Below are 23,177 nucleotides of genomic sequence, written 5' to 3'. Positions count from 1 at the left end.
CTCGCGTGCTGAAAAGTCGGAACGTTCTAAACAACTAGCCCGGACCCGGACCGTGCGTCGCCGGAACTATGCCGAAATACCAAAATAGGCCAACGCCGATAATCGCCAGAACGACCAACGAGACGGTCAGGACAACAAAGGAATTCTTTGAGTTTTCTGCCTGTCTCGCCTCTCGGGGCGTTTCTGTAACTTGCCCATGCGCATCTTTAGTTGCCATGTTTTGTCTCCTTATTGGAGACTAAACCTCTGGCAGACCTGTAAAGGTCCTTTGATCGTCTCATCATTCCGCGCCGTCCAACATTTCAAGCGACGCGATTGATGGGCGTGGCGCGCAGCGGGTTCCGAAATTGCTCGACCGCTTTAGCGCTCAGGCTCTCGGGATCACACGGCTCCGATTGCGCCAGTGCCAACAACTGCACCGCAATTCGCTCGCGGATCACGTCGTCTGTCCCGCTTATGTCAAGTTCTTTGCAGGTAAGGATCAACGCGGCGCTCAGCACACTGAGCTGGTCGTTGTCATAATGCCCGTTGGGGACTTTCATAACGCACTCCCCGCGCTATTTAGGCGGGAGCACATCACAACTCTCGGCCGCCGACGCCCAGGAATGCAAGTCGGCGATATGCACAGCATACTCCTATTCTAAGAAGAAACGCATTAATTCGTTGAGACGCGCTTCTGTTCGAAGCAGCGCGGGCATTGAGCGCCGTTCGGCCAAACGCGAGCCTCGACCCCAACTGTAGGTGGCGTCTTCATTCTGCCGGTGCTTCACATCACTTCCTCCCACCAACTCCTATTGGTGGCTGTCTTGGCTTCCGATATCCGAAGCAATCTCCGAAAAGAACCTATCGGCAGCCGCATTGATTTCGTCCTCGGTTGCGCCCATGGGCGTGCGGCCTTCGAAGAACTTTTTTATGCTTTCGCCGTAGGCGAGGATGTGCCTCGGATCTTGGCCCGTTCCGAGCATGCTTTCCCGCACCATCATGCCCACGACGCGTTCGAGCACAGTTACTCTCGCGAGCAATTGGCTTTCTTCGTGTAGCCTTGAGTTAGTCATGGGAGTATCTCCTTCTGACTCTTAATTATAAGACGATCCTCACCCGCGAAATATAGCCAAACGCAAGGGCGAACTAAGCGATCATCGGATCGATGCGGGATGGCCTTTTCAGGTGGCGCTGGTTCAACAACTGACGACGGGCAAGAAGCTCGATGAGGTGTACGAGTTCTGCAAAGACCTATCTCTGTGCGACCGTGGCCCGTGCTTCGTTCGCGACGGCGAGTACATCAAGCGCTGGTGCTTTGCTGTCGAGGAACACGCGCTGAAGTTTATCGCGCGGTTTGGTGGGGAAATGATTGATCCCGATGACAGATCACGATGGCCAGGGAAGGTGAGAAGAAATCGATAAATCATATGCTCGTCAGGCGAGCCGACTCGCGCTTTAAGGGAGGCTTGGTTTCGTCCGCCGCTGTCACTTGAAGGGCTATTGTAGCGCTATGTGACTCTCAAAATAGATCGAAGGCTTGATCTAAATATGAATCCCCTTAAGCGAGAATACAAAGAGCTTTACGAGGCTGAGCTGACTAAAAGAGGAGAATTGAACGACGCAATCTCACAACCAATAACAATAATAACAGCTTTTGGCGCTGCCTTGCTTTTTGTTTTCTCGGGTTTCACGAATCCTTTTTCGTATGTGCACATCGTCGAGACACTCATTGGGATTATTGTGACCTTTCTCATGGGGGACGCGATTTATTCGTTAGCTCACTCGCACCATGATCACGAGTATGCCTACACGCCAACTCCTGTGCAGCTAGAGGATTACAGACTCAGCCTGAACGACTATTATGCCGGGGAGAAAATTGCGGCTGATCAGATAGACGACAAGGTGCTGAGCTACATTTATGAAGCTTACATCCAGGCTGCGAGTCGCAACGCTCAAGTAAATCAACTGCGCAGCGCTTATCTCTATGACGCTAGAAAAGCACTCGTTCGTGCGCTTCCGCTCGTACTTTTGCTCGGCGCTCTTAAGATCGGAACAGATTATTTTGCGTTGCTTCAGTGAGTGCTAAAAATAGTGCAGCATCCGGAGACTCTTTATGAGCGAAAAGAAATCATCGCCGCCACCGCCACCGCCAAAGAAAGTCGAGCCCGCGCCGCCACCGTTGCGATTTATCAAAGAGAGCGCCAAGCCGACGATCTCCACAAGGAAGAAGTAGGAGCATGCAAACGAGCGGGCCTCGCTCGAAGCATCGGCGAGCGAGGCCTAAATTTCAGCTTGCTGTGTGGGGCCGGCCAGCGGCGACTCACAAAATCTGTTCAGGCGTGTATCCAAGGGCGGCGTTCCACGCGATTTGAATTTTTCTGCCATCGACTTTGATCAAGCAACCCGGCAGCCGCTGACACAAGCTCGCATCGAGTCTCTCGGCTAGCTCGTTGACCGTATATGGAATGCCGGTGGGGATCTCGACAGCGAGCACTGCGATACGGCTCACATAGCCGTCGCCGCCGGTAAGGGTCTGAAGGTACCGATCGAAGTCCTCGCGCTCGAAACCACTGCGGCTCGCGCTCAACTTCAGCTTTTTCAGCGTGCCTTCTTTGGCTAGTCGATCGACCTGCCGAAGACTCAAGCGCAAGGTCTCGGCGACTTCAGCGCGCGTGACATGTTCGGGAAGGGGCTTGCTCATGACCGCTGAGGATCAGTGAGTCTTAGCCCGGCGGCAAGAGCAGCGAACCGGGACACCACTGGGACACGGGTCATTTTCCGAGTGTCAGCTATATCAGCTATGTCATTGATTTCATTGGCGCGCCGGGAAGGATTCGAACCCACGACCCCCAGATTCGTAGTCTGGTGCTCTATCCAACTGAGCTACCGGCGCTTTGTTCGTCCGCATCGGGGCTTGGCCCCGTCCGGCGGTGTGGCCGGGCGGCGAAGCCACCCTCTCTAGTGGGTCGCGCAGCCGAGTGCAAGTGCTTCGCAACAGTGCGTGATGGACGTGTCGCCGCGCTCCCCTCGATCCCGGTTCCTGCAGGAAATCCCATGCAACGCACAGGGCTGGGATAATTGGGCGCGATGGCCTGAAAGATCGCGCGTCAATCGACGGGGCGATCCGGCAGCTCGATGCGGAAATGCGCGCCCTTTTTGCTGTCGACCAGCGTCAGCGTGCCGCCGTGGGCCTGTACAAGCTCAGCCGCGATGACGAGCCCGAGGCCGGTTCCGCCCTTTTTCGTCGAGGCCTGGAAGGCCTTGAACAGATTTTCCCGCGCCTTCTGCGGAATGCCGGCGCCGTTATCCATCACGTCGATGATGACCTTGCGCCCCTCCCGGTGGGCGGCGACGCGGACCTCGCCGTCGGTTTTACCTTCAACACTTTCGATTGCCTGTACGGCGTTGCGTATGAGATTGCTCAAGACTCGGAACAGGTGCTCCCGGTCGGCGTCGATCCGCAGCGACGCATCCATGTCGTTGACGAACGCCACCGAGCCTTCACGCGGCAGGCCCTGGCTGTCGGCGACCTCTTCGAGCAGTGGTTTCAGACGCATCAACTCGCGGCGCGGGGCAGCTTCGGAAACGCCGCCGAATTGCAGCGACGAATTGCAGAACTGAATGGCGCGATCGAGCGAGGCGATGAGTTTCGGCACGAAGCGCTGCACGGTCGGGTCGGGGAGATCGACAAGCCGGTCCGATATCAGCTGTGCGTTCGCGAGCATGTTGCGCAGATCATGATTGATCTTGGAGACGGCCATGCCGAGTTGAGCGAGGCGATTCTTCTGGGCGAGCAAACTCGCGAGCTGCCGCTGCATGCTGGCAAGCTCGCGCTCGGCGACACCGATCTCATCGCTGCGTCCGGTGTCCGGCATGATCCGGCTCTGATCTTCCGGGTTTTCCGCGAAGTGCAGCATGTTGCTCGTGATGCGCGTCAAAGGCTTCACGAACAGACGGCTCAGCGCGAAATAGACGACGACGGCGGTCAGCAGCGACAAGATGATCGACAGCCAGAGGATGTTCATGCCGTAGCGGATCATCGCCGCCTTGAGAGGCGCTTCCGGAATGACGATCTCGATCAGGTTGGTGTTATCGGGACCGCTGTGGCCGATAACGCGAATGGTGCGGTCGCTCGAGAGAAGCGTCGTCACCGCATCCTTGGCCTGTTGCAGGCGCGTCGTCAGGCTGTCCCAGAAGTTGTCGGGCTCGGGCGGCAAATAGTAGACGTAATCGATATTAAGATCGCCTTCGGGCGGGAATACCATGCGGCGCTCGCCTTCGGTGCGCGATGCGATGGCTCGTACCTGCGCGGTGCGGAGGAGATCGGCGCGAAGAGCGGACGGAATCTGCCCGCCCGGGAAAGCATCGGATGTGAGGGCTGCAAGTTGCGCTGCCGTCAGTCGCTCTTGCAGCCATGTCACGCGATAACTTGCAATGGACGGGAGAAAGATCAGCGCTTCGGCGAGCAGCACGAACGCGGCCGTTAGAATGATCAGCTTTGTGGGAAGGCCGCGGCGTTCCCAGAAGCGCGAGACGGCACGCAACGGCGCGCCGGCGAGAGAGGTCTTCGCCGTCCGTTCGCCAGTCTTTGGGTGGCTATCGTTGGTAATCGCGCGCTGCACCGAGTCGAATTTCTCCATCGGCGGAGATCATTAACCGAGCTTGGCCAGTAACGCGATGACTTTGCGCAAAAAGGGGTTACTGGGGGTTGTTGCAAAGTAACGGAATGCCGCTTTCTTATTGATCTCCGAAAGCGTCGGATAAGGCGAAACCCATTCGGTCATCGCCTTTATATTATGGCCCTGAGATATGGCGAGCGACCACATCTGAATCAACTCGCCAGCCCCGGCTCCGACGATGCCTGCGCTCAAGATTTTCCCGCTTTTCGACGTAATGACCTTAATGTGCCCGTCGGTCTCGTGTTCGATCTCGGCCCGGTCATTCTCGTGATAGGGCCAGCGAAGCACGTTTATCCGGCTGAACTTGGCGCGAGCCTCGGTCTCGCTGAAGCCGACGGTTGCGAGTTCCGGATCAGTGAAGACGACGCGCGGCGCGTGCCGGTCCTTGGTTCTCGCCGGCCAGCGGAAGAGTGATCGCCGCAAAACGACTTCGGCGTGTTCGGCGGCAATATGAGCGTATCTCGGAGCGCCCGTCGCGTCGCCAATCGCAAAGACCCGGCTGTTGGTCGTTCGCAAGCCGCCGTTAACTTTGATGGCGTTCTGCGCAACCCTTACGCCCGCAGCATCGAGGCCCAGATCGGCGATGTTGGCCTTGCGTCCGGCCGTGACGAGCACGGCGGAGCCTTCGATGGTTTCTGGCGCGCCATCGGTTTGAAGTTCGACGGCGATTTTTTCGGGGGTTCCCGAGACGCGCTTTATGTGCACGCCTTCGCGGATGACGATGCCTTCTCGGGAGAGGCGCGTCAGCAGCACGACTGCAAGTTCGGGGTCTTCGTCTCCGAGCGCGTGGGTTTTGTCGAGCACGGTGACGCGTGAGCCGAGGCGGCGGTAAGCTTGCGCCAGCTCAAGACCGGTCGCTCCCGCCCCGATGATGATGAGATGCGGAATGAGGGTCTTTTGCTCGAAGATCGTTTCGTTCGTGAAATAGGGAACATCCGCCAGGCCGGGAATGGGTGGGATGACCGGCGACGAGCCGGTGGCGATGACGAACCGATGCGCGGAAATCCGATAGTCGCCGGCCGCGACAGTCGCGCGGTCGATGAATTTTGCCGTTGCGGCGATGACGCGGATGCCGAGGCCGGTGAGACGCTCGACGGACGAATTCGGAGAAATTTTTGCGGCGACGTCTTCGATGTAGTGGTTGACCGCCGCGTGGTCGATCAGGGGTTCGACGCCGCGGACGCCGAAGGGCGATGCCGTGCGCATGGCGTGGGCGCGTTTGCCGGTGACCAGCAGCGCTTTAGACGCTATGCCTCCATAGTTAAGGCTGTCGCCGCCCATTTTGTGTTTTTCGATCAGCACCACGCGCTGGCCGAATGCGGCCGCGGCCGTGGCGAGAGCCAAGCCACCGGCGCCTGCACCGATGATGCAAAAATCAGTTTCGATCTTTTGGCTCTGAGGGGTCTCTTCGGCCGTGTCCTTGGGCATAAGGCGGGATCCAGAAAATGGAATTGGGTTGGGGCTTGTGCCGCGTTCGGCGAAAATAAGCGCGGCTTTCTACCAACGGCGTGATGGGTCTAGTTTAATATGCTGCGGGCGCTTTTGATGCCGGAGATGCGCCGCTATCCCCTGCTAGCGAGCGCGCAGGGGATCGGAAACGTCATTTCTCGCCAAAAATCCTTCGGGCGACGGTCGCAGCAGCAATTCTTGCGGCGGCCGTGGAGCGGTCAGGTTCCGCCTCGTTGACTTGCCACATGGGCCCGACTATAAGGGCGCGAATTCCCGAGATATCTGCACTCTGCCGGGGTCTTGAGCCGCGGGCAATGTGTATTGGTAAGTCTCGGATAAATAAGCAATATGCCGGTCGTCCGTCGCTGGATGCGGCCTTAAGAGACTTGGACGGAGAGTTCCGTGAAGCGCACATATCAACCGAGCCGCCTTGTTCGCAAGCGCCGCCACGGATTTCGCAAGCGTATGCTGACGGCCGGTGGTCAGAAGGTACTGGCACGCCGTCGTTCGAAGGGCCGCAAGCGTCTTTCGGCCTAGTCAGGTCTAGCGCCAAGGCCCCGCTGTCGCATTGTCGCGGCTTTGGAGGCTGTCATTCCAATCCTGCCCACGCTCAAGGCGCGCTCCGAATTTCTGGCTGTGCGCGGCGGCCGGCGCTCATCGACGCCGGCATTTCTGATTGAAATGCGTCAACGGCCCGACGTCATCAAGCGCGCCGGCGAGGGTCCGCGATTCGGATTCACAATTACGAAAAAGATCGGTAACGCCGTTACCCGTAACCGTATTCGGCGGCGCCTGAAGGCTGCTTTCGCGGCAGATCTTAAGCAACGAACGCTCGGGGCGTGCGACTATGTCGTGGTTGCCCGGCGCGCCGCACTTGACCGGCCCTTTGCATTGCTTCTCGGCGACGTTACCCAGGCCATGTCGGCACTGCAGCATAGCCGGCCAGCCCGCGCGGCTAAAAAAGGTTCAGCGTGACCGGGTGTCCCCTTCCTTTTATGACCAGTTTCCGCCATCGCTTCGGCCTGAAAGAGGCCCCTGCCACCGGCACCGCGCCCTGAGGATTTGATGAGCTCTCCCAACGATCCCAAAGACCAGAACAATTTGATCCTCGCCGTGGTGCTATCAATCCTGGTGCTCATGGGATGGCAGTACTTTTTTGCACGCCCGCAAATCCAGCACGAGCAGGCGCGTCAGGAATTCAACAAAGAGATCGACGCCCAGAACAAGGGCACTTCGAAGACGGAAGCACCGCCGAACGTCGCCAACGCACCGGTCGCTCCGCCCTCGGCAACGGTTCCAGGTGCAAGCGGGCAGCCGCTTCCTGCCAAGGCGATGACGCGCGACGAAATTCTGAAGCAGTCACCGCGCATTCAAATCGCGACGCCGTCGCTTGAAGGGTCGATCGATCTGAAGAGCGGACGTATCGACGATCTGGTGCTGTCGCAATATCGCGAAACGATCGATCCCAATAGCCCGAAGGTCACGCTGCTGTCGCCTGCCGGCTCGGTGGACCCTTATTTCGCAGAATTCGGGTGGGTGCCGCAGGCCGGATCGGCGATCAAGGTGCCGGACCGCGATACCAACTGGACGGTTGCGGGCGGCACGACGCTGACGCCCGAAACGCCGGTCAGCCTGACGTGGGACAACGGCCAGGGCGTCGTCTTCCATCGCACCATCTCGGTCGACAAAGACTACATGTTCAAGGTTGTCGACGAGTTCGAGAACAAGACCAACGCCGACGTCACGTTGATGCCTTACGCGCGCGTGCACCGTAGCGGTCATCCGCCGTCGCAGGTCTTCTCGGTTCTGCATGAAGGTCTCGTTGGCGTTTCCGGCGACCATGGCCTGCAGGAGTTCAGGTTCGCCGACGCCGTCAAAAGCGGCGTCCCGACCACGTTCGACAATGTGATCGGCGGCTGGCTCGGCATTACGGACAAGTACTGGGCGACGTCGCTGGTTCCGGATCAGACAGCGCCCTATCGCGCGACCTATTCCGCGCTTCCCGCTCGCGATCCCGGCGGCAAGGACGCGTTCCAGACCGACTATCTGCGCGGCGCGATTTCGGTTCCTCCCGGAATGCGGAAGGGAACCGAGGCGCATCTTTTCGCCGGCGCCAAGAAGGCTTCCTTGATCGACGGGTACGAGAATGCGCTCAACATCCTGCGCTTCGACCGGATGATCGACTGGGGATGGTTCTACTTCATCACGCGTCCGCTCTTCCGTTTGATGGAGTTCATCAACGGGATCGTGCATAACTTCGGCATCACCATTCTCGTTCTGACCGTGCTCGTGAAGGCGGCCTTCTTTCCGCTCGCCAACAAGCAGTACGAGAGCATGGCGCGCATGAAGAAGATGCAGCCGGAAATGCAGCGGCTCAGAGAGCTGCATAAGGACGATCCGCAGCGGCAGCAGAAAGAGATCTTCGAGCTCTACCGCAAGGAGAAGATCAATCCGCTTGCGGGCTGTTGGCCGATCCTGCTGCAGATCCCGGTCTTCTTCGCGCTCTATAAGGTGCTGTTCGTCACCATCGACATGCGCCATGCGCCGTTCTTCGGCTGGATCCATGATCTTTCCGCGCCGGATCCGACGTCGATCTTCAATCTGTTCGGGCTTCTGCCGTTCACCGCGCCGGAATTCCTGCATATTGGCGCGTGGCCGCTCATCATGGGTCTCACCATGTGGGTTCAGATGCAACTCAACCCGCCGCAGCCGGACCCGATTCAGCAGCAGATCTTCCAGTGGATGCCGGTGATGTTCACGTTCCTGCTGGCGAGCTTCCCGGCGGGTCTCGTGATCTACTGGGCGTGGAGCAACACGCTGTCCATCGCTCAGCAGATGATGATCAACAAGAAGAACGGCGCCGAGATTCATCTGTTCGATAATCTCAAGCGGACGTTTGCCCCGCTCTTACGCTTATTCGGGGCGAGCGGCGGGCCAGGCAAATAAGTTTGCCGTGGGCGGCTCGCCGCGGGCCGCCCTTGATCGGATCTCCCCATGACAGACGCTGAGACCTTATCGGCTGACCAGATCGAAAACGGCCGGCGTCTTTTTACGCGCGCCTGGACGTTCGCGCGCGGTACGCCCGATCTCGACCACCTGCCGCCCGACGACCGGCCGGAGATCGCGTTTGCGGGCCGTTCCAACGTCGGCAAATCGAGCCTCATCAACGCGCTCGTCGGCCAGCTGCGGCTCGCACGCGCGTCGAACACGCCGGGGCGAACACAGGAGCTGAACTTCTTCACGGATCCAGAAGCCGATCTCTTTCTCGTCGACATGCCGGGCTACGGCTTTGCGGAAGCGCCCAAGGAAAAGGTTGCGGCGTGGAACAAGGTCATCCGCGCCTATCTCGCGGGCCGGCGGACGCTTCTCAGAGTGTTTCTGCTCATCGATGCACGGCACGGGCTGAAGCCGCCGGACGATGAAATCCTCAATCTGCTCGACGGCGCGGCCGTCTCGTATCAGGTCGTTCTGACCAAGGCCGACAAGATCAAGCCGACGGAACTCGAGACGGTGAAGGCGCGCACGCTCGCGGCGCTCGCGAAGCGTCCGGCGGCATTTCCGTCCATCATCGCGACGTCGTCGGAAAAGGGTGTTGGCTTCGAGGCATTGCGCGGAACGATCGCTCAGCTTCTGGAATCGCACGGCCAGTGATGTCAGTGCAGGAACTTCTGAATTAGGCCCATTCCGGCTTCGCCAAAAGTCGCGAGCGCGCCGCCGAGGATGGCAGCAACCGTCCATCCGGTAAGCCGTGCGAAGGCGCGGGCAATGTTGGCGCGAACCTTTACCTCGACGAGTTGATCGGGAAGCGCCGTTTCGGCGGCAACGCCGTCGGCGCCGATCGTTCGTGCCGAGACGATAATCTGCAAGCTCGACCAGCCGCGCGTTTGCGGCGTGATCAGAAAGCGCCAGCTCGCGAAATCGTCACTCGCGTAGCCGAGGTTGCTTTCGATCCACTGCGTTTCCGGCGACGCGGACTCGATGAAGAAGCCGCCTTCGGGCGCGCGCAGGCGAACCGACATCGCTTTGGTCACGGCGATGGAGTGCTGCCAGACCTTGCCGTCGCCATCGAGACCTTCCGTCAGCGCCTTCACCGAGGCTTTGGCGATCCGGATCTCGGCGCGCGACGTCTTTCCGACGCGCATCGAACGCGGAATGTTTTCGGCGAGCTGTCCGGCCTCTACGTTCGGGCCCTTCGCGCCTTTCGCCTTGCGGCGCTTCTTGCCCTCTGGAGCCGGCCGTTGGGGCGCCGGGGCGCCCATCGCCGGACCTGAGCGGAGCGCAGGGTCATGACCGAGACCCGGATTGGGACGCTGACCGGGCATGCCCAACGGTGCACCGATTGGCGCACCGGGGCCCATCGGGGGGCTCGAAGGCACCGGCACGCGCATTCGCATTCCGCCTGGGCCACCGGGCATCGGGGCGCCGGGCGGAATGGGCGGCGGCTGCACTCTCGAAGGCTGCGGGCGCGGCGGCAGGTCTGCGAAAATTTCAGGGGGAGGAGCGGGGCTCGCTTCCGGCGAGACCGGTCCTCCCGGATATGGCCGCGGATAGGCAGGCTGCTGCTCCGGCGCTGGGGCGGCGGATGGTGCCTGTGGTCCCGTCGGTCGTGCAGGCGGAGAGAGCGAAGGCTCAAAAGCGGATGGTTGGCGTAGGGATGGTTGGGGCGCGGGGGGGCCAGGCGGCGCCGTCGTGTTCGCGACTGACGGGCGGTCAAAACTCGGACCGCCGAAATTCTCATCACCGAAACTCGGCTCGGTCCGCTGTTGCGTTTCGCGTTCGCCGCCGATCGGTAGTCTCCGATCAAGCGACGCGGGCAGCGATGGCGCAGGCGGGGGCGCTTCGAAAGCAGGCGAAGAATCGGCTTGGAACGGAGGTTCGGCGGCGACGTCGATGCTGAGGGACGGCTGCGTCGGCTCCGGTTCGGCTGCCGGCGCCGACGGGATCTCAGGCAGCGGCGGCGCGGGTTCTTCAGCTTCAGGAGCCGGATACGGCGCAATCGGGGGCGCCGGCCGCGGCATATCCTTCATGATTTCGCGCAAGGAGGGCGCCGCGCGCGATTGAACGCGTTCGCGGGCGCGGGCGAGGACATCGTCGGCGACGGGGGGCGCCGGCTGCGCGGCGGGTGCTGGCGTTTCGCGCGGGGCGGCCAATGCGGCCTGCAGAGCACGGATGGCGTTGTCGAACGTCAATCCGTGGGCTTCGAGAATCTCGGCCGCCATGCTGCGCGCGTCGCCGACGATGGCGGCGAGCACGATGGCGCCGTTAATGTCCCGCCTGCGGCTTCCGCGCGCGGCGGCCGCAGCGGCTTCCAGAATGCGACGGACGTCTTTCGATACGCCCAGCGAATCTTGAGGGTTAGGAGACGGTTGCGTGCTTGCCAGCACGCGCGCGATGACATCGGCTTTCAGCCGGGCGCCGTCGATTTGGCTCGCGTCGAGCACGGCGCTGGCATCGGGATCGTCACAAAGGGCGGCAAGCAAATGCTCGAGCGAAACCTCCGCCGCGCCGCTGGAGCCAGCAAAATCGGCTCCCCGCGCCAGTGTGGCGCCGAGATCGGACGACATCGGAATTTGAGCAATATCTGTGGCCGTCACGCCCACGATGTCTCCTGAACTGAAGGCCAAAACGGGCAGGACTGGCCAGGACTCAATGCATTAACGTGCCGAAAGTACATACTCATGGCAAGGTTATAGCAAGGTCATGACCCTTGGGACGGCAGAATGACTTTTCGTCCCCAGGTGCCCACGATTGCCTGCGTCAGTAACGCCCGGATGTGGCAAAGACCGGGAAATCCGTTGAGGCATTTTGCCGAGAAGCTATAAGACCGCGACGAGGCGACCGGCTCCCCGCCGGCGCGATCGGAATGGCAAAAGGGGGAGCCTGTGACGTCAACCAAAAGTCTCTCGGAAAATGCTGCCGCAGCCCCGGCCGAAAAGCCTCTGAGCGCACACCAGCAGGCGCGGATCCTCGCCGAAGCCATCCCGCATCTCATTCTTTATGATGAAAAGACCGTCGTCATAAAATTCGGCGGCAACGCGATGGGCGACGAGGAGCTTTTCAAAGCCTTCGCGCAGGACATCGTCTACCTGAAGCAATCCGGCATCAATCCGATCGTCGTGCACGGCGGCGGGCCGCAGATCGGCAGCATGCTTGGGAAGCTTGAGATCAAGTCGGATTTCATCAACGGGCTGCGCGTGACCGACAAGGCGACCGTCGAGGTCGTCGAGATGGTGCTTTCCGGCAAGATCAACAAGGAGATCGTTTCCGCGATCAACCGGCAGGGTGGCAAGGCCGTCGGCATCTCCGGCAAAGACGCCAATCTGATGGTCGCCAAGAAGATCACGCAAATGCCGGATCCTCAGTCGAACGAGATGAAGGAAATCGACATCGGGTATGTCGGCGATCCGCTGGAGGTCAATCCGCACATCGTCGAGGTCATCTCGAAGTCCGATCTCATTCCGGTGATCGCGCCTGTCGCCATCGGCCGTGACGGCGAGACGCTGAACGTCAATGCCGACACGTTCGCATCGGCGCTGGCGGCACGCATGCAGGCGAAGCGGCTGCTGCTGCTGACGGACGTTTCCGGCGTTCTCGACGAGAAAAAGCAGCTCATTCCGAGTCTCACGATCGAGGACGCTCGCGCGATGATCAAGAGCGGGGCGATTTCGGGCGGCATGATTCCGAAGATCGAAGGCTGCATCGAGGTCGTCGAAGCGGGTGTCGAGGGCGTCGTCGTCATCGACGGACGCGTGCCGCACTGCGTTCTTCTCGAACTCTTCACCGAACATGGTGTTGGTACGCTCGTGAAACGTGCGGAGCGCAAGCGGGGCAAGAGTTGATGGCGGCATCCGCCTCAACGCCGGATTTGCCGAAGCTTGCGCAGGTTGCGGCGAAGCGGGGCTTCAGTCACGTCGATACCTGGATTTTCGACCTCGACAACACGCTTTATCCGGCGTCCTGCAATCTCTTTGCGCAGGTCGATCTGCGCATGAGCGAATTTATCGCCAAGACGATTGGCGTTCCGCGCGAGCATGCGCGGCATCTGCAGAAAGCTTACTACCGGCAGTTCGGCACAACGCTCGCCGGGCTGATGAAGGTGCACAAGCTGCCGCCTGGTCCGTTTCTCGAGTACGTGCATGACATCGATCTTTCGGTCGTGCCGGCGCTGCCGGATCTCGCCGCCGCGATCGCAGCGCTGCCGGGACGACGGCTGATTTTCACCAACGGCTCGCGCGTTCACGCGGAGAATGTTGCCCGCAAACTCGGCGTGCTCGATCTCTTCGACGACATCTGCGATATCGCGGCGATCGAATATGTTCCGAAGCCCGAGCGCGAAGCCTTCGACCGGATGCTGAAGCTGCATGCTGTTCCGGCAGCACAAGCGGCAATGTTCGAGGATATGCCGCATAACCTCGTGCCGGCATCGACGCTCGGCATGACGACGGTGCTCGTTCATTCCGACTACATCGATCATCCCGCGCAATTGAAAATCCGAGAATGGCGCGAGCTTCCCGATCATGTCCATTATTTGACGCGCGACCTGACGAAGTTCCTCGTCGATGAGGTTTCGGTGCCAACAGGGCCTAAGCAGCCGTGACGGCGGGCGCTTTTCCGGAGCTTGCAATCTTTGGAGTGCCGCTCGCGTTCGTCTGGCTCTCTTTCTTGATCGAGCTGACACCCGGCCCGAACATGACCTATCTCGCCGTTTTGACGCTGGCTGATGGCCGTCGTGCAGGCTTCACAGCGGTTGCCGGAGTTGCTTCCGGTCTTCTTCTCGTCGGTTTGCTTGCAGCGCTCGGCGTCACGGCGATCATTTCGCAATCCCGAATGCTGTACGAATCTTTCCGGTGGGCGGGCGTGCTCTACATGGTGTGGCTCGCCTACGACGTCTGGCGCGGCGAAGAGCCAATGGAAGCCAGCAACGACAACGCCACGGCCGGACGATATTTCGTTCGCGGGTTTCTAACGAATGTTCTCAACCCCAAGGCGGCTGTCTTTTACATCGCGATGCTGCCGCAGTTCATCGATCCTGATCGGGCACTGTTGCCGCAAACTATTACTCTCACGGTCGCGTACGTGGTTATTGCAACGCTTGTTCACGGTGGGATCGTTGCGTTGGCGTCGAGAGCGCGGCCTTTGCTCCAAGACGCCGGCCGGGTGCGGACGGTGAACCGTCTTTTGGCGATTGGTCTCTTGCTGGTTGCGCTTTGGCTTCTCTGGTCGACCGCCGAGGCCCCAGGTCGCCCAAGCTGATCTGCTAGCCGCGGCCGACGAACGGCATCGCCGTTGCCATCAGCGTCATCGACTGCACATTGGCATCGAGCGGAAGATTGGCGATGTAAAGCACGGCGTCGGCGACGTGCGCCACGTCCATTCGCGGTTCGACCACTACGCGGCCATCGGCTTGCAGAATGCCGCTCGCCATTTTTGCGGTCACGCCCGTCGCGGCGTTGCCGATATCGATCTGCGAGCAGGCGATGTTGTCGGCGCGGCCGTCGAGCGAAATGGATTTCGTCAGGCCGGTGATGGCATGCTTCGTCGCCGTATAAGCGGCCGAGAAGGGGCGGGGCACTTGCGCCGAGATCGAGCCGTTGTTGATGATCCGTCCGCCCTTCGGGGTTTGCGCCTTCATGATGCGGATGGCTTCGCGCGCGCAGAGAAAGGGACCCGTCAGGTTGACGTTCACGACGCGTTTCCACTCTTCGACGGGTAGATCTTCGAGCGGAACGCCCTGCGTGAATGTCCCGGCGTTGTTGAACAGGAGGTCGAGACGGCCAAAGCTCTCGCGCGTTTTCTCGAATGCCGCTTTGACGGCGGCTTCGTCGGTGACGTCGGCCGGAGCAACGAGGAAACGGCCACCGCCGGCTATAGCGTGGCGAGCCGTCGTTTCGAGTTCGGCGACGCGGCGACCGACTAATGCTACGTCATAGCCCGCCGCCTGAAGCTTCAAGGCAACAGCGCGCCCAATTCCAGAGCCCGCTCCGGTAATTAGCGCCGCCTTCGGCTGTCCGGCCATGGGTCTATCCCTTGCAATCTCATCACATCGGCCTGGATAACGCGGAACATCTGTGCACGCTAGTTTCTGCGGGCTTCGCGGCGTGCTATGTCGCGCCGACGGCAAGAGGGAGTTCGCGAACGTGGGGAACGCGGAAGGAACTCAGGCGGGATTTTGCACGAATTGCGGAACCGCGCTCGCCGGGCCGTTCTGCAGCGGCTGCGGGACGCCTGCAAGCGCGGCCAAGACGCATGGAGAGGGCTGGAGCGCGCTCACCGGCGAATTCGTGAGCGGGCCAAAGGCACACGGTATATTCGCCGTCGCGATTTCTTTCTTGCTCAGTCCTGTCAATACGATCATCCGGCTGACGGACGATCCGACGTACCGATCGCATTGGGGCTTTCTGACAGCGACGGTCGGCGCCCAGCTGACGCTTGTGTACGTGATTATGCCAAGGGTTCTCTCGGCGCTGTTCAATGTTCCCGATACCGCGAACAGCGGGGCCGTCATCACCAGCGAGGTCGTGCAGTACGTTGGGATGGCGATCCTGACACCCATCCAATATTACATCTGCCGTGCACTCGGCACGCTGCCGCGTTCGCCGATGTCGTATGTGAAGCTGTGCGTTCTCAGCGTCAGTTACGGGGCGCTGCTGTCGATTGTTCTCTCGCTTGCCGTGCTTACGATCGCGTTGGCGGTGATGAAGACCGGCGCGAACATCGATCTGCAAGAGGTCGTACAAGCACTGACAATGCTTGGGCTCGTCGCCATCCTCGCATTCGTCGCAGCGAGTCATAAGAGATTTTGGGGAATGTCCTGGCCGATTGCGATCGGCGTCACGCTTTTTCTTGGCGCGATGTCGTGGCTCGTCGTCTATCCGGGGCTGATCGCGCTGGTCGAGCAGGTCAAAATGGGCGGAACGTTCGGGAATCTGTTGGGGTAAAACCCTTATCGGGTCGGGACCGGCTTCTCGCCGCGATAATCGTAGAAGCCTCGCTTCGTCTTGCGGCCGAGCCAACCGGCTTCGACGTATTTCACGAGCAGCGGACAGGGGCGATATTTCGAGTCCGATAAACCTTCGTAAAGAACCTGCATGACGCTCAGGCAGGTGTCGAGACCGATGAAGTCGGCGAGTTCCAGCGGTCCCATCGGATGGTGCGCGCCGAGCCGCATCGCCTTATCGATGGCATCGACCGTACCGACGCCCTCATAGAGCGTGTAGACGGCTTCATTGATCATCGGCAGCAGAATGCGATTGACGATAAAGGCCGGGAAATCTTCCGATACGGCTGTTGTCTTGCCGAGGCTTTCGACGAAGACGCGAGCGGTCGCGAAGGTCTCGTCGCCGGTGGCGATGCCGCGAATAAGCTCGACGAGCTCCATGACCGGCACGGGGTTCATGAAGTGCATGCCGATGAAGTCTTCGGGCCGGTCGGTCGTCGCTGCGAGACGGGTAATCGAAATCGACGACGTGTTCGAGGCGAGCAGCGCCGTCGGCTTCAGGTGCGGGCAAAGGGCGGCGAAGATCTTGTGCTTCAGGGCTTCGTCTTCGGTTGCCGCTTCGATGACGAGATCGCAATCGCCGAAGTCTTCGAGTGACGGCGCGAAGCTGATGCGCTCAAGGGCCGTATCGCGATCTGCTTCCTTGATCAGGCCCTTGGCAATCTGGCGGGCCATATTCTTATGGACCACTTCCAGGCCGTGGTCGAAGGACTCCCGCTTCAAGTCGTTGATCGCGACCGTGTAGCCCGACAGTGCTACGACGTGTGCGATGCCGCTGCCCATCTGGCCGGCGCCAATGATGCCGACTTTGCTGATCGTCCGGGCAGGTTTCACACCAACCTTGCCTTTTTCCATCAGCTTCTGAACTTGCACCATGAACGGATGTCCTTCGGGATGAAAGCTTGCTCAGCGTCCGGCTTTTTGCAGTTCAGCGTCCAGTTCGGGCAGAGCTTGGAACAGGTCCGCGACGAGCCCGTAGTCCGCAACCTGGAAGATCGGCGCTTCGCCGTCCTTGTTGATCGCGACGATGACTTTGGAGTCCTTCATGCCGGCGAGATGCTGAATAGCGCCTGAAATACCGACGGCGATGTAGAGATCCGGGGCGACCACCTTGCCGGTCTGTCCGACTTGCCAGTCGTTCGGAACGAAGCCCGCGTCGACGGCTGCGCGCGAGGCGCCCATGGCGGCGCCGAGACGATCGGCGACGGGGGCGATGTACTTGGTGAAGTTGTCGCCGTTGGCCATACCGCGGCCGCCGGAGATGATGATCTTCGCCGAGGTCAGCTCAGGACGATCGGACTTCGACAGCTCGGCCTTTTCGAACGTCGAAATGCCGACAGCGGCCGGAACGGCGACCTTTTCGATTGCAGCCGAGCCACCTTCGCCGGCGGCCGGAAACGCCGAGGTGCGAACGGTAATGACCTTCGTCGGATCCGTCGATTGAACCGTCTGGATGGCGTTGCCGGCGTAGATCGGGCGCTCGAACGTATCGGGCGAAACGACCTTGGTGATGTCGGATATCTGCATGACGTCGAGCTTGGCGGCGACGCGCGGCAGGATGTTCTTACCGGAAGCGGTCGCCGGTGCGACGATGGCCGAATAATCCTTCGCGATCGCGAGGATTGCCGCCGTCACTTCCTCGGCGAGGCCTTTGGCCAGGTGAGGTGCATCCGCGACGAGAACCTTCGAAACGCCTGCAAGCTTGGCTGCGGACTCGGCGGCGCTACCAACGTCGGAGCCTGCAACCAGAATGTGGACGTCTCCGCCAAGATCCTTCGCCGCGGAAAGGGCTTTGGCCGTTGCGGGAGAGAGTGTTTTGTCCGAAAGTTCAGCGAGGAGAAGTGTCGACATTAGAGAACTCCCGCTTCGCTTTTCAGCTTCTCAACCAGTTCGGCAACGCTGCCAACTTTGACACCGGCTTTACGCGTTGCCGGTTCGCTTGTCTTCAGTACTTTGAGACGCGGCGAGATATCGACGCCGAAGTCTTCCGGCTTCTTGACATCGAGCGGCTTTTTCTTGGCCTTCATGATGTTCGGAAGCGAGGGATAGCGTGGCTCGTTCAAGCGCAGGTCAGTCGTGATGACTGCCGGCAGATTGACCTTGATCGTTTCGAGACCGCCGTCGACTTCGCGGGTCACGGAGACGGCGCCTCCATCAGGGACGACTTTCGAAGCGAAGGTGGCTTGCGGCCAGTCGAGCAGGCTCGCGAGCATCTGGCCGGTCTGATTGCTGTCGTCGTCGATGGCTTGTTTGCCGAGAATGACGAGATCGGGCGTTTCGGCCGCGACAAGCGCTTTCAGCAGCTTTGCGACGGCGAGGGGCTCGACGATCGTGCCTTCAGGGACCTCGATGAGAATGGCGCGATCGGCGCCGATGGCGAGCCCGGTGCGGAGCGTTTCCTGCGCTTTCGCCGAGCCGATCGAGACGGCGACGACTTCCTTGGCGCCGCTCTTTTCCTTAAGGCGGACGGCCTCTTCGACTGCGATTTCATCGAATGGGTTCATCGACATTTTGACGTTTGCCAAGTCGATGCCAGAACCGTCCGGTTTGACGCGAATTTTGACGTTGTAGTCGACGACGCGTTTGACCGGGACAACGATCTTCATCTCATTCGCCAGAATGACTGGCGCTCCCTTGTTGTTGTTTCCCGCGCTTCGGACGAACGCAGGTTCTTGCAGCGCGGCAACTGCCTGACCGTGCAAACCGAAAGACCGGCCTGCCCGATGGCAGAAAAAGTGTTCTCGCAGCTGCGAAGAGCCAAGCTACGGGTGGGTTTTTCGCAAGTCAATCGCCGCCTGCGTCGCGGTGACCCGGGTTTTGAGGCCGGTGCAGTCCTACCGGCCGGGGCCACGTGGGTCTCTCGTGTTATTGCCCTTCGGTCAACGGTTCTTACCGGGCACCCACAGGATGTCGCCCATGCCTCGGTTGTTGACATAGCGGCTGGCGACGAACAGGAAATCCGACAGCCGGTTGATGTATTTCAGGGCGGCGGCGCTCACCGGCTCGTCGGGAAGCGCTGCAAGTTCGACCATTTTCCGCTCGGCCCTGCGCGAAACCGTCCGTGCGACGTGAAGTGCCGCGCCGGCAGGGCTGCCTCCTGGTAGAATGAAGGATCTTAAGGGCTCGAGTTCGGAATTCATCTGGTCGATCTCGCTTTCCAGCCGCGCCACCTGCGTGTCGGCGATGCGCAGCGGCTCGTAGGGCAATTTCTGGCCCTTATCGGGCACGCAGAGATCGGCACCCAGATCGAAAAGATCGTTCTGGACCCGAAGCAACATTGCGTCCACGTCCGGCTCGGCGCCCGCCAAATGGGTGCGCGCGACGCCGATGACGGCATTGGTCTCGTCGACCGTGCCGTATGCCGCGATCCGGGGAGACGTCTTTGGGACGCGCTCGCCTGTTCCTAACGCGGTCGTGCCGGCATCGCCGGTCTTTGTATAAATGCGGTTGAGTACGACCATTGGTATGAAACCTGGTTTGGCTCGTTCAGGGTAAAAGTGCCGACGTCCGTCGCGGCGGCCCGCCTTTAGTGGGTCACAAAGACGTAGGCAAGAATGATGAGGATCGCGACAAACTGGAGGCCTACGCGCCATCGCATCAGCTTCTGGCTTCGGTTGGGGTTCTTACCCCTCATCATGTTCCAGAGACCCAGAAGCAGCACGATGAGAACGGCAAAAACAGCAACTGTAGTGGCATGATAGAGAAAAGTTTGCATTACTCATATCCGAAGCAAGACCGAAGTTTTTGCTTACGCCTTCCGCCTCCGGCCGGCAATGTGCAAGTGGTTAAGCCCGCAGCGGATGCGGGTGGAAAAACGTTCGGCCTGCGAAGCATTACGCATTTGAAATTTGCTCTCCGCCGCAAATCCCTTAATTTTTCCGCCGCATCATTCGCTGGTCCGGCTCGGGCGATCCCGACCCCGCACACTTTCGCGATTTGCGTCCATTGAGCCGAGGCCCCGTGTCAAAGAACCTACCGTCGTCGCGGATCAGACGGCCCCGTTTCAATAGCGTGGCCCGCCGCGGACTGGCCGGCGCACTGATGCTGTCGGTCGCCGCCGCTCCTTTCCATCTTGCCGCCCAGGAGGCGGTGCCTTCGGACCCCGCCTCCGCGCGGAAGGTGCTCGAAGAGAAAAAACGCCAGCTCGATACTAACGCCGCCAAAGAGCTGACGATCCAATCGGACGTCTCTCAGCTCAGCGCCGAACGCGAGCGGCTGAACGGCCGCCTCGTCGAGACGGCGGCGCTCATCCAGCGCAGCGAAGCGCAGATGACATCGATCGAGGGCCGTTTGTCGGAACTCGAAGAGCAGGAGCGCGTCGTCAAGGGTTCGCTCGCGCAACGGCACGGGCAGATCTCGGGATTGCTGACAGCTTTGCAACGCATGGGGCGCAATCCGCCGCCGGTTCTCGTGACGCGGCGCGAGGATGCCTTGAAGATGGTCCGCAGCGCGATGCTGCTGTCGTCGGCGTTTCCGGACCTTCGCGATAAGGCGGTCGCCCTCGGGGCGCAGCTCGCGGATCTACAACGCGTGATGGGGAACATCCGCACGGAAGGCGCGCGGCTGCAGGCCGAGACCGAGCGTCTCAATGAGGCGCGTACCCGTCTCGCCAGCCTCATGGAAGTGAAGAAACAAACGCTCGCCGATCGCCAGTCGGAGCTGCAGTCCGTCCGCGTCGCGACCGCCGACATCACGAAAAGCGTCACCAACCTATCGGAACTGATCAACCGTCTCGATACGACGGTGACGCAGCAGACCGGGCTTGGCGCCTACAACGACGAGCTCAAGACGCGGCGTCAAGCGGATGCGGCGCAGGGCCGGGGGCAGGCAAACGGACCGCAGATCATTACACCGCCGCCGCCCGAGCAGGATGCCGATACGGCCGCAAAGGCGACGGGCGCGGTCGCAGCATCCGTAGCCGGCCAACCGCCGACAGCTGGACTGATACCGGCGGCGTTATCCGCTAAAACGCCCTCCGCAACTCCGCCGGCAGCGCCGGGCGCGGCGAGCACCGGCGCCGGTAATACCAAGGTCGCGATGGTGGAATTGGAGCCTGGCGGCGCATCGCTCATTCCGGGCAGCCCGGGGCGAATCAAACCTGCGATCCCGTTCTCGGATGCGCGAGGAAAACTGCCGTTACCGGCGCAAGGCCGGCGCGCGCTGACGTTCGGGGAAAAGACCCAATTCGGCGGTCAGTCGAAGGGCATGGTCATTGAAACGCGGCCGTCGGCGCAGGTTACGTCACCGTGCGACGGCTGGGTTGTCTACGCCGGAGAGTTCCGCAGCTACGGGCAACTCTTGATCATTAACGCCGGCGATGGCTATCATATCCTGCTCGCGGGTTTGTCTCAGATCGACGTCCAGCCGGGACAGTTCGTGCTGACCGCGGAGCCCGTCGGCACAATGAGTGGTGGGCAAAAGAATTCCACATCCGCACCCGTAAGCGGACCTGTTTTATATGTTGAACTTCGTAAAGATGGGCGTCCTATAGATCCCGATCCCTGGTGGGCATCAGGTCAGCAGAAGGTACAAGGCTAATGCGCAAGACAGACTATGCATTCTGGACATTCCTGCTGATGGCAGGTTTGGCCGGCGCGACCACGCTGCTGAACGTCACGCAGACGTACTCGGCAACGTCGTCGCAGAACTCCGAGCTTTATAAGCAGCTCGATCTCTTCGGCGACGTACTCGAACGCGTTCGTTCCGATTATGTCGAAAAGCCCGATGATACTGCGCTCATCGAAGCTGCGATCAACGGCATGCTGGCGTCGCTCGATCCGCACTCGTCCTATATGAGCCCGAAGAATTTCCGGGACATGCAGGTTCAGACGCGCGGCGAATTCGGAGGCCTCGGCATCGAGGTCACAATGGAAAATGGTGTCATCAAGGTCGTCTCGCCCATCGACGACACGCCCGCCGCCAAGGCCGGCCTGATGGCAAACGACCTCATCACCCATCTCGACAACGAAGCGATCTCCGGCCTGACGCTCGAACAGGCGGTCGAAAAGATGCGCGGTCCGGTCAATACGCCGATCATGCTGACGATCGTGCGCAAGGGCAAGGACGAGCCGTTCGACGTGAAAGTCGTGCGTGACGTGATCCGAATCAACGCGGTCAAGTCGCACGCGGAAGGCGATATCGGCTACGTGAAGGTCACGACGTTCAACGAGCAGACGCACGCCAACCTGGTGAAGGCCGTCGAGTCGCTCGATAAGCAGATCGGACCCAACATCAAGGGTTACATCATCGACCTGCGCAACAATCCCGGCGGTCTCCTCGATCAGGCGATCGCGGTGTCGGATGACTTCCTCGAGCAGGGCGCGATCGTGCTCACTAAGGGCCGCAACAACGAGGAAACGCAGCGGGCGAACGCGCGTCCGGGCGACATCTCGGACGGGAAGAAGATCGTTGTCCTGATCAACGGCGGCTCGGCTTCGGCTTCGGAAATCGTTGCTGGCGCTCTGCAGGATCATAAGCGCGCGACGATCATCGGCACGCGCTCGTTCGGCAAGGGTTCCGTCCAGACGATCATTCCTCTTGGTGCGAACGGCGCTATCCGCCTGACGACGGCCCGCTACTACACGCCGTCGAACCGGTCGATCCAGGCCAAGGGTATCGAGCCGGATATCAACGTCGAAGAAGCCGTGCCGGATGACATGAAGGATAAGATCGCAGCCGAGAAGCCGCGCGGCGAAGCGAGCCTTCGGGGCCATCTGAAGAACCCTGACGGCACCGACCAGACGAAGGATGACGATCTGGCCGAACCGTCGGGCTCACCGTCCTACGTCGCCAAGGATGCGGACAAGGATACGCAGCTGCAGTACGCAATCAACTTCCTGCACGGCACCGCGAAAGGTCCGGAGACGTCGAGCGCGACTCCTTCGACGCCAGCGGCGACCCCTGCGCCGAAGTCCGGTTCGGACAACAAGGCGCCGGTTCCGTCCGATGACGACAAGAAGGTCACGCCGAACTAAAAGCGGCTTTCCGAACCGAGGTTTTGGAGGGCGCCCATGCGGCGCCCTTCATGCTATGGGGGCCCGTTCAATTGGGCTTCGTTCAATCAGGGATGA

The 23,177-nt window shown here is 60.6% G+C and carries 25 protein-coding genes and 1 tRNA gene; 12 read left to right on the top strand and 14 right to left on the bottom strand.

What is annotated here, in order from left to right; genetic code table 11:
- Nucleotides 1-34: 34 nt before the first annotated feature.
- From AB4Z24_RS02270 to AB4Z24_RS02260, 3 genes are all read right to left on the bottom strand, one after another.
- On the bottom strand, nucleotides 35-217 hold the full coding sequence (locus tag AB4Z24_RS02270; protein ID WP_441705609.1) for a hypothetical protein: 183 nt from the start codon (nucleotides 215-217) through the stop codon (nucleotides 35-37).
- Nucleotides 218-302: 85 nt separating this feature from the next.
- Nucleotides 303-542, bottom strand: a complete 240-nt coding sequence (locus tag AB4Z24_RS02265; RefSeq protein WP_441705608.1) for a hypothetical protein — start codon at nucleotides 540-542, stop codon at nucleotides 303-305.
- A gap of 249 nt (nucleotides 543-791) precedes the next feature.
- Entirely contained in the window at nucleotides 792-1,055 is a 264-nt protein-coding gene (locus AB4Z24_RS02260) for a hypothetical protein (RefSeq protein ID WP_441705607.1), read from the bottom strand.
- Nucleotides 1,056-1,167: 112 nt separating this feature from the next.
- Between AB4Z24_RS02260 and AB4Z24_RS02255 the strand changes: the two genes are divergently transcribed.
- A complete protein-coding gene (locus AB4Z24_RS02255) occupies nucleotides 1,168-1,404 on the top strand; it encodes a hypothetical protein (RefSeq protein ID WP_441705605.1) in 237 nt (78 codons plus the stop codon).
- 126 nt (nucleotides 1,405-1,530) lie between these two features.
- Complete coding sequence (locus AB4Z24_RS02250) at nucleotides 1,531-2,061, top strand: hypothetical protein (RefSeq protein WP_441705604.1); 531 nt, start codon at nucleotides 1,531-1,533, stop codon at nucleotides 2,059-2,061.
- A 241-nt stretch (nucleotides 2,062-2,302) separates the two neighbouring features.
- On the opposite strand, the gene AB4Z24_RS02245 is transcribed toward AB4Z24_RS02250, so the two are convergent.
- The 4 genes from AB4Z24_RS02245 to AB4Z24_RS02230 form a co-directional block, all read right to left on the bottom strand.
- A complete protein-coding gene (locus AB4Z24_RS02245; protein WP_441705602.1) occupies nucleotides 2,303-2,683 on the bottom strand; it encodes a helix-turn-helix transcriptional regulator in 381 nt (126 codons plus the stop codon).
- Nucleotides 2,684-2,798: 115 nt separating this feature from the next.
- Nucleotides 2,799-2,875: transfer RNA gene (locus AB4Z24_RS02240), tRNA-Arg, on the bottom strand.
- 214 nt (nucleotides 2,876-3,089) lie between these two features.
- Nucleotides 3,090-4,622: a sensor histidine kinase gene (locus AB4Z24_RS02235; protein ID WP_441705600.1), complete on the bottom strand. Its 1,533-nt coding sequence runs from the start codon at nucleotides 4,620-4,622 to the stop codon at nucleotides 3,090-3,092.
- Between the two features lie 12 nt (nucleotides 4,623-4,634).
- The gene (locus tag AB4Z24_RS02230; protein ID WP_441705598.1) at nucleotides 4,635-6,089 is read right to left on the bottom strand and encodes a dihydrolipoyl dehydrogenase family protein; all 1,455 of its coding nucleotides are present in this window, start codon (nucleotides 6,087-6,089) and stop codon (nucleotides 4,635-4,637) included.
- Nucleotides 6,090-6,512: 423 nt separating this feature from the next.
- Between AB4Z24_RS02230 and rpmH the strand changes: the two genes are divergently transcribed.
- From rpmH to yihA, 4 genes are all read left to right on the top strand, one after another.
- Nucleotides 6,513-6,647, top strand: a complete 135-nt coding sequence (gene rpmH, locus AB4Z24_RS02225) for a 50S ribosomal protein L34 (protein WP_092869043.1) — start codon at nucleotides 6,513-6,515, stop codon at nucleotides 6,645-6,647.
- 42 nt (nucleotides 6,648-6,689) lie between these two features.
- The gene (rnpA, locus tag AB4Z24_RS02220; RefSeq protein WP_441705595.1) at nucleotides 6,690-7,085 is read left to right on the top strand and encodes a ribonuclease P protein component; all 396 of its coding nucleotides are present in this window, start codon (nucleotides 6,690-6,692) and stop codon (nucleotides 7,083-7,085) included.
- Between the two features lie 90 nt (nucleotides 7,086-7,175).
- Complete coding sequence (gene yidC / locus AB4Z24_RS02215) at nucleotides 7,176-9,056, top strand: membrane protein insertase YidC (protein ID WP_441705593.1); 1,881 nt, start codon at nucleotides 7,176-7,178, stop codon at nucleotides 9,054-9,056.
- 48 nt (nucleotides 9,057-9,104) lie between these two features.
- A complete protein-coding gene (yihA, locus tag AB4Z24_RS02210) occupies nucleotides 9,105-9,761 on the top strand; it encodes a ribosome biogenesis GTP-binding protein YihA/YsxC (protein ID WP_441705592.1) in 657 nt (218 codons plus the stop codon).
- 2 nt (nucleotides 9,762-9,763) lie between these two features.
- Here the strand turns inward: yihA and AB4Z24_RS02205 are convergent, their stop codons facing one another.
- A complete protein-coding gene (locus AB4Z24_RS02205) occupies nucleotides 9,764-11,704 on the bottom strand; it encodes a Clp protease N-terminal domain-containing protein (protein WP_441705590.1) in 1,941 nt (646 codons plus the stop codon).
- A gap of 288 nt (nucleotides 11,705-11,992) precedes the next feature.
- Between AB4Z24_RS02205 and argB the strand changes: the two genes are divergently transcribed.
- Genes argB through AB4Z24_RS02190 form a run of 3 tightly spaced genes read left to right on the top strand, consistent with a single transcriptional unit; the run spans nucleotide 11,993 to nucleotide 14,363 of the window.
- Nucleotides 11,993-12,949 carry an acetylglutamate kinase gene (gene argB / locus AB4Z24_RS02200; protein ID WP_441705588.1) on the top strand — a complete coding sequence of 319 codons (957 nt, stop codon included), beginning with the start codon at nucleotides 11,993-11,995 and terminating at the stop codon, nucleotides 12,947-12,949.
- Nucleotides 12,949-13,707: a pyrimidine 5'-nucleotidase gene (locus AB4Z24_RS02195; RefSeq protein WP_441705587.1), complete on the top strand. Its 759-nt coding sequence runs from the start codon at nucleotides 12,949-12,951 to the stop codon at nucleotides 13,705-13,707. The genes argB and AB4Z24_RS02195 overlap by 1 nt, the downstream gene beginning before the upstream one ends.
- Nucleotides 13,704-14,363 (top strand): LysE family translocator, encoded by a 660-nt coding sequence (locus AB4Z24_RS02190; protein ID WP_441705585.1) that lies wholly within the window; start codon nucleotides 13,704-13,706, stop codon nucleotides 14,361-14,363. Before AB4Z24_RS02195 ends, AB4Z24_RS02190 begins: the two co-directional genes overlap by 4 nt.
- Nucleotides 14,364-14,367: 4 nt before the next feature.
- Here the strand turns inward: AB4Z24_RS02190 and AB4Z24_RS02185 are convergent, their stop codons facing one another.
- The gene (locus AB4Z24_RS02185; RefSeq protein ID WP_441705583.1) at nucleotides 14,368-15,126 is read right to left on the bottom strand and encodes an SDR family oxidoreductase; all 759 of its coding nucleotides are present in this window, start codon (nucleotides 15,124-15,126) and stop codon (nucleotides 14,368-14,370) included.
- Between the two features lie 121 nt (nucleotides 15,127-15,247).
- Between AB4Z24_RS02185 and AB4Z24_RS02180 the strand changes: the two genes are divergently transcribed.
- On the top strand, nucleotides 15,248-16,048 hold the full coding sequence (locus AB4Z24_RS02180; protein ID WP_441705581.1) for a zinc ribbon domain-containing protein: 801 nt from the start codon (nucleotides 15,248-15,250) through the stop codon (nucleotides 16,046-16,048).
- Between the two features lie 5 nt (nucleotides 16,049-16,053).
- Here the strand turns inward: AB4Z24_RS02180 and AB4Z24_RS02175 are convergent, their stop codons facing one another.
- The 5 genes from AB4Z24_RS02175 to AB4Z24_RS02155 form a co-directional block, all read right to left on the bottom strand.
- The gene (locus AB4Z24_RS02175; RefSeq protein WP_441705579.1) at nucleotides 16,054-16,983 is read right to left on the bottom strand and encodes a 3-hydroxybutyryl-CoA dehydrogenase; all 930 of its coding nucleotides are present in this window, start codon (nucleotides 16,981-16,983) and stop codon (nucleotides 16,054-16,056) included.
- A 30-nt stretch (nucleotides 16,984-17,013) separates the two neighbouring features.
- Complete coding sequence (locus tag AB4Z24_RS02170) at nucleotides 17,014-17,958, bottom strand: electron transfer flavoprotein subunit alpha/FixB family protein (RefSeq protein WP_441705577.1); 945 nt, start codon at nucleotides 17,956-17,958, stop codon at nucleotides 17,014-17,016.
- Nucleotides 17,958-18,713, bottom strand: a complete 756-nt coding sequence (locus tag AB4Z24_RS02165; protein WP_441705576.1) for an electron transfer flavoprotein subunit beta/FixA family protein — start codon at nucleotides 18,711-18,713, stop codon at nucleotides 17,958-17,960. Before AB4Z24_RS02165 ends, AB4Z24_RS02170 begins: the two co-directional genes overlap by 1 nt.
- Nucleotides 18,714-18,986: 273 nt before the next feature.
- Nucleotides 18,987-19,568: a cob(I)yrinic acid a,c-diamide adenosyltransferase gene (locus AB4Z24_RS02160; RefSeq protein ID WP_441705574.1), complete on the bottom strand. Its 582-nt coding sequence runs from the start codon at nucleotides 19,566-19,568 to the stop codon at nucleotides 18,987-18,989.
- A gap of 65 nt (nucleotides 19,569-19,633) precedes the next feature.
- On the bottom strand, nucleotides 19,634-19,822 hold the full coding sequence (locus tag AB4Z24_RS02155; protein WP_290994505.1) for a twin transmembrane helix small protein: 189 nt from the start codon (nucleotides 19,820-19,822) through the stop codon (nucleotides 19,634-19,636).
- Between the two features lie 245 nt (nucleotides 19,823-20,067).
- Here AB4Z24_RS02155 and AB4Z24_RS02150 point away from each other — a divergent pair, with 245 nt between their 5' ends.
- Both AB4Z24_RS02150 and AB4Z24_RS02145 read left to right on the top strand, forming a co-directional pair.
- The gene (locus AB4Z24_RS02150; protein ID WP_441705573.1) at nucleotides 20,068-21,645 is read left to right on the top strand and encodes a murein hydrolase activator EnvC family protein; all 1,578 of its coding nucleotides are present in this window, start codon (nucleotides 20,068-20,070) and stop codon (nucleotides 21,643-21,645) included.
- Nucleotides 21,645-23,081 carry a S41 family peptidase gene (locus AB4Z24_RS02145; RefSeq protein WP_441705571.1) on the top strand — a complete coding sequence of 479 codons (1,437 nt, stop codon included), beginning with the start codon at nucleotides 21,645-21,647 and terminating at the stop codon, nucleotides 23,079-23,081. Before AB4Z24_RS02150 ends, AB4Z24_RS02145 begins: the two co-directional genes overlap by 1 nt.
- Nucleotides 23,082-23,177 lie beyond the last annotated feature (96 nt).

Source organism: Hyphomicrobium sp. 2TAF46 (assembly GCF_052114865.1).
Classification (GTDB): Bacteria; Pseudomonadota; Alphaproteobacteria; order Rhizobiales; family Hyphomicrobiaceae; genus Hyphomicrobium_B.
The sequence above is the reverse complement of the archived record's forward strand: the minus strand, read 5'-3'. Positions and strand labels throughout refer to the sequence as shown.

Coding starts and splice junctions, on each gene's coding strand:
- AB4Z24_RS02270 (WP_441705609.1), bottom strand. CDS start 217: ATGGCAACTAAAGATGCGCATGGGCAAGTTACAGAAACGCCCCGAGAG.
- AB4Z24_RS02265 (WP_441705608.1), bottom strand. CDS start 542: ATGAAAGTCCCCAACGGGCATTATGACAACGACCAGCTCAGTGTGCTG.
- AB4Z24_RS02260 (WP_441705607.1), bottom strand. CDS start 1,055: ATGACTAACTCAAGGCTACACGAAGAAAGCCAATTGCTCGCGAGAGTA.
- AB4Z24_RS02250 (WP_441705604.1), top strand. CDS start 1,531: ATGAATCCCCTTAAGCGAGAATACAAAGAGCTTTACGAGGCTGAGCTG.
- AB4Z24_RS02245 (WP_441705602.1), bottom strand. CDS start 2,683: ATGAGCAAGCCCCTTCCCGAACATGTCACGCGCGCTGAAGTCGCCGAG.
- AB4Z24_RS02235 (WP_441705600.1), bottom strand. CDS start 4,622: ATGGAGAAATTCGACTCGGTGCAGCGCGCGATTACCAACGATAGCCAC.
- AB4Z24_RS02230 (WP_441705598.1), bottom strand. CDS start 6,089: ATGCCCAAGGACACGGCCGAAGAGACCCCTCAGAGCCAAAAGATCGAA.
- yidC (WP_441705593.1), top strand. CDS start 7,176: ATGAGCTCTCCCAACGATCCCAAAGACCAGAACAATTTGATCCTCGCC.
- yihA (WP_441705592.1), top strand. CDS start 9,105: ATGACAGACGCTGAGACCTTATCGGCTGACCAGATCGAAAACGGCCGG.
- AB4Z24_RS02195 (WP_441705587.1), top strand. CDS start 12,949: ATGGCGGCATCCGCCTCAACGCCGGATTTGCCGAAGCTTGCGCAGGTT.
- AB4Z24_RS02185 (WP_441705583.1), bottom strand. CDS start 15,126: ATGGCCGGACAGCCGAAGGCGGCGCTAATTACCGGAGCGGGCTCTGGA.
- AB4Z24_RS02175 (WP_441705579.1), bottom strand. CDS start 16,983: ATGGTGCAAGTTCAGAAGCTGATGGAAAAAGGCAAGGTTGGTGTGAAA.
- AB4Z24_RS02170 (WP_441705577.1), bottom strand. CDS start 17,958: ATGTCGACACTTCTCCTCGCTGAACTTTCGGACAAAACACTCTCTCCC.
- AB4Z24_RS02165 (WP_441705576.1), bottom strand. CDS start 18,713: ATGAAGATCGTTGTCCCGGTCAAACGCGTCGTCGACTACAACGTCAAA.
- AB4Z24_RS02160 (WP_441705574.1), bottom strand. CDS start 19,568: ATGGTCGTACTCAACCGCATTTATACAAAGACCGGCGATGCCGGCACG.
- AB4Z24_RS02155 (WP_290994505.1), bottom strand. CDS start 19,822: ATGCAAACTTTTCTCTATCATGCCACTACAGTTGCTGTTTTTGCCGTT.
- AB4Z24_RS02145 (WP_441705571.1), top strand. CDS start 21,645: ATGCGCAAGACAGACTATGCATTCTGGACATTCCTGCTGATGGCAGGT.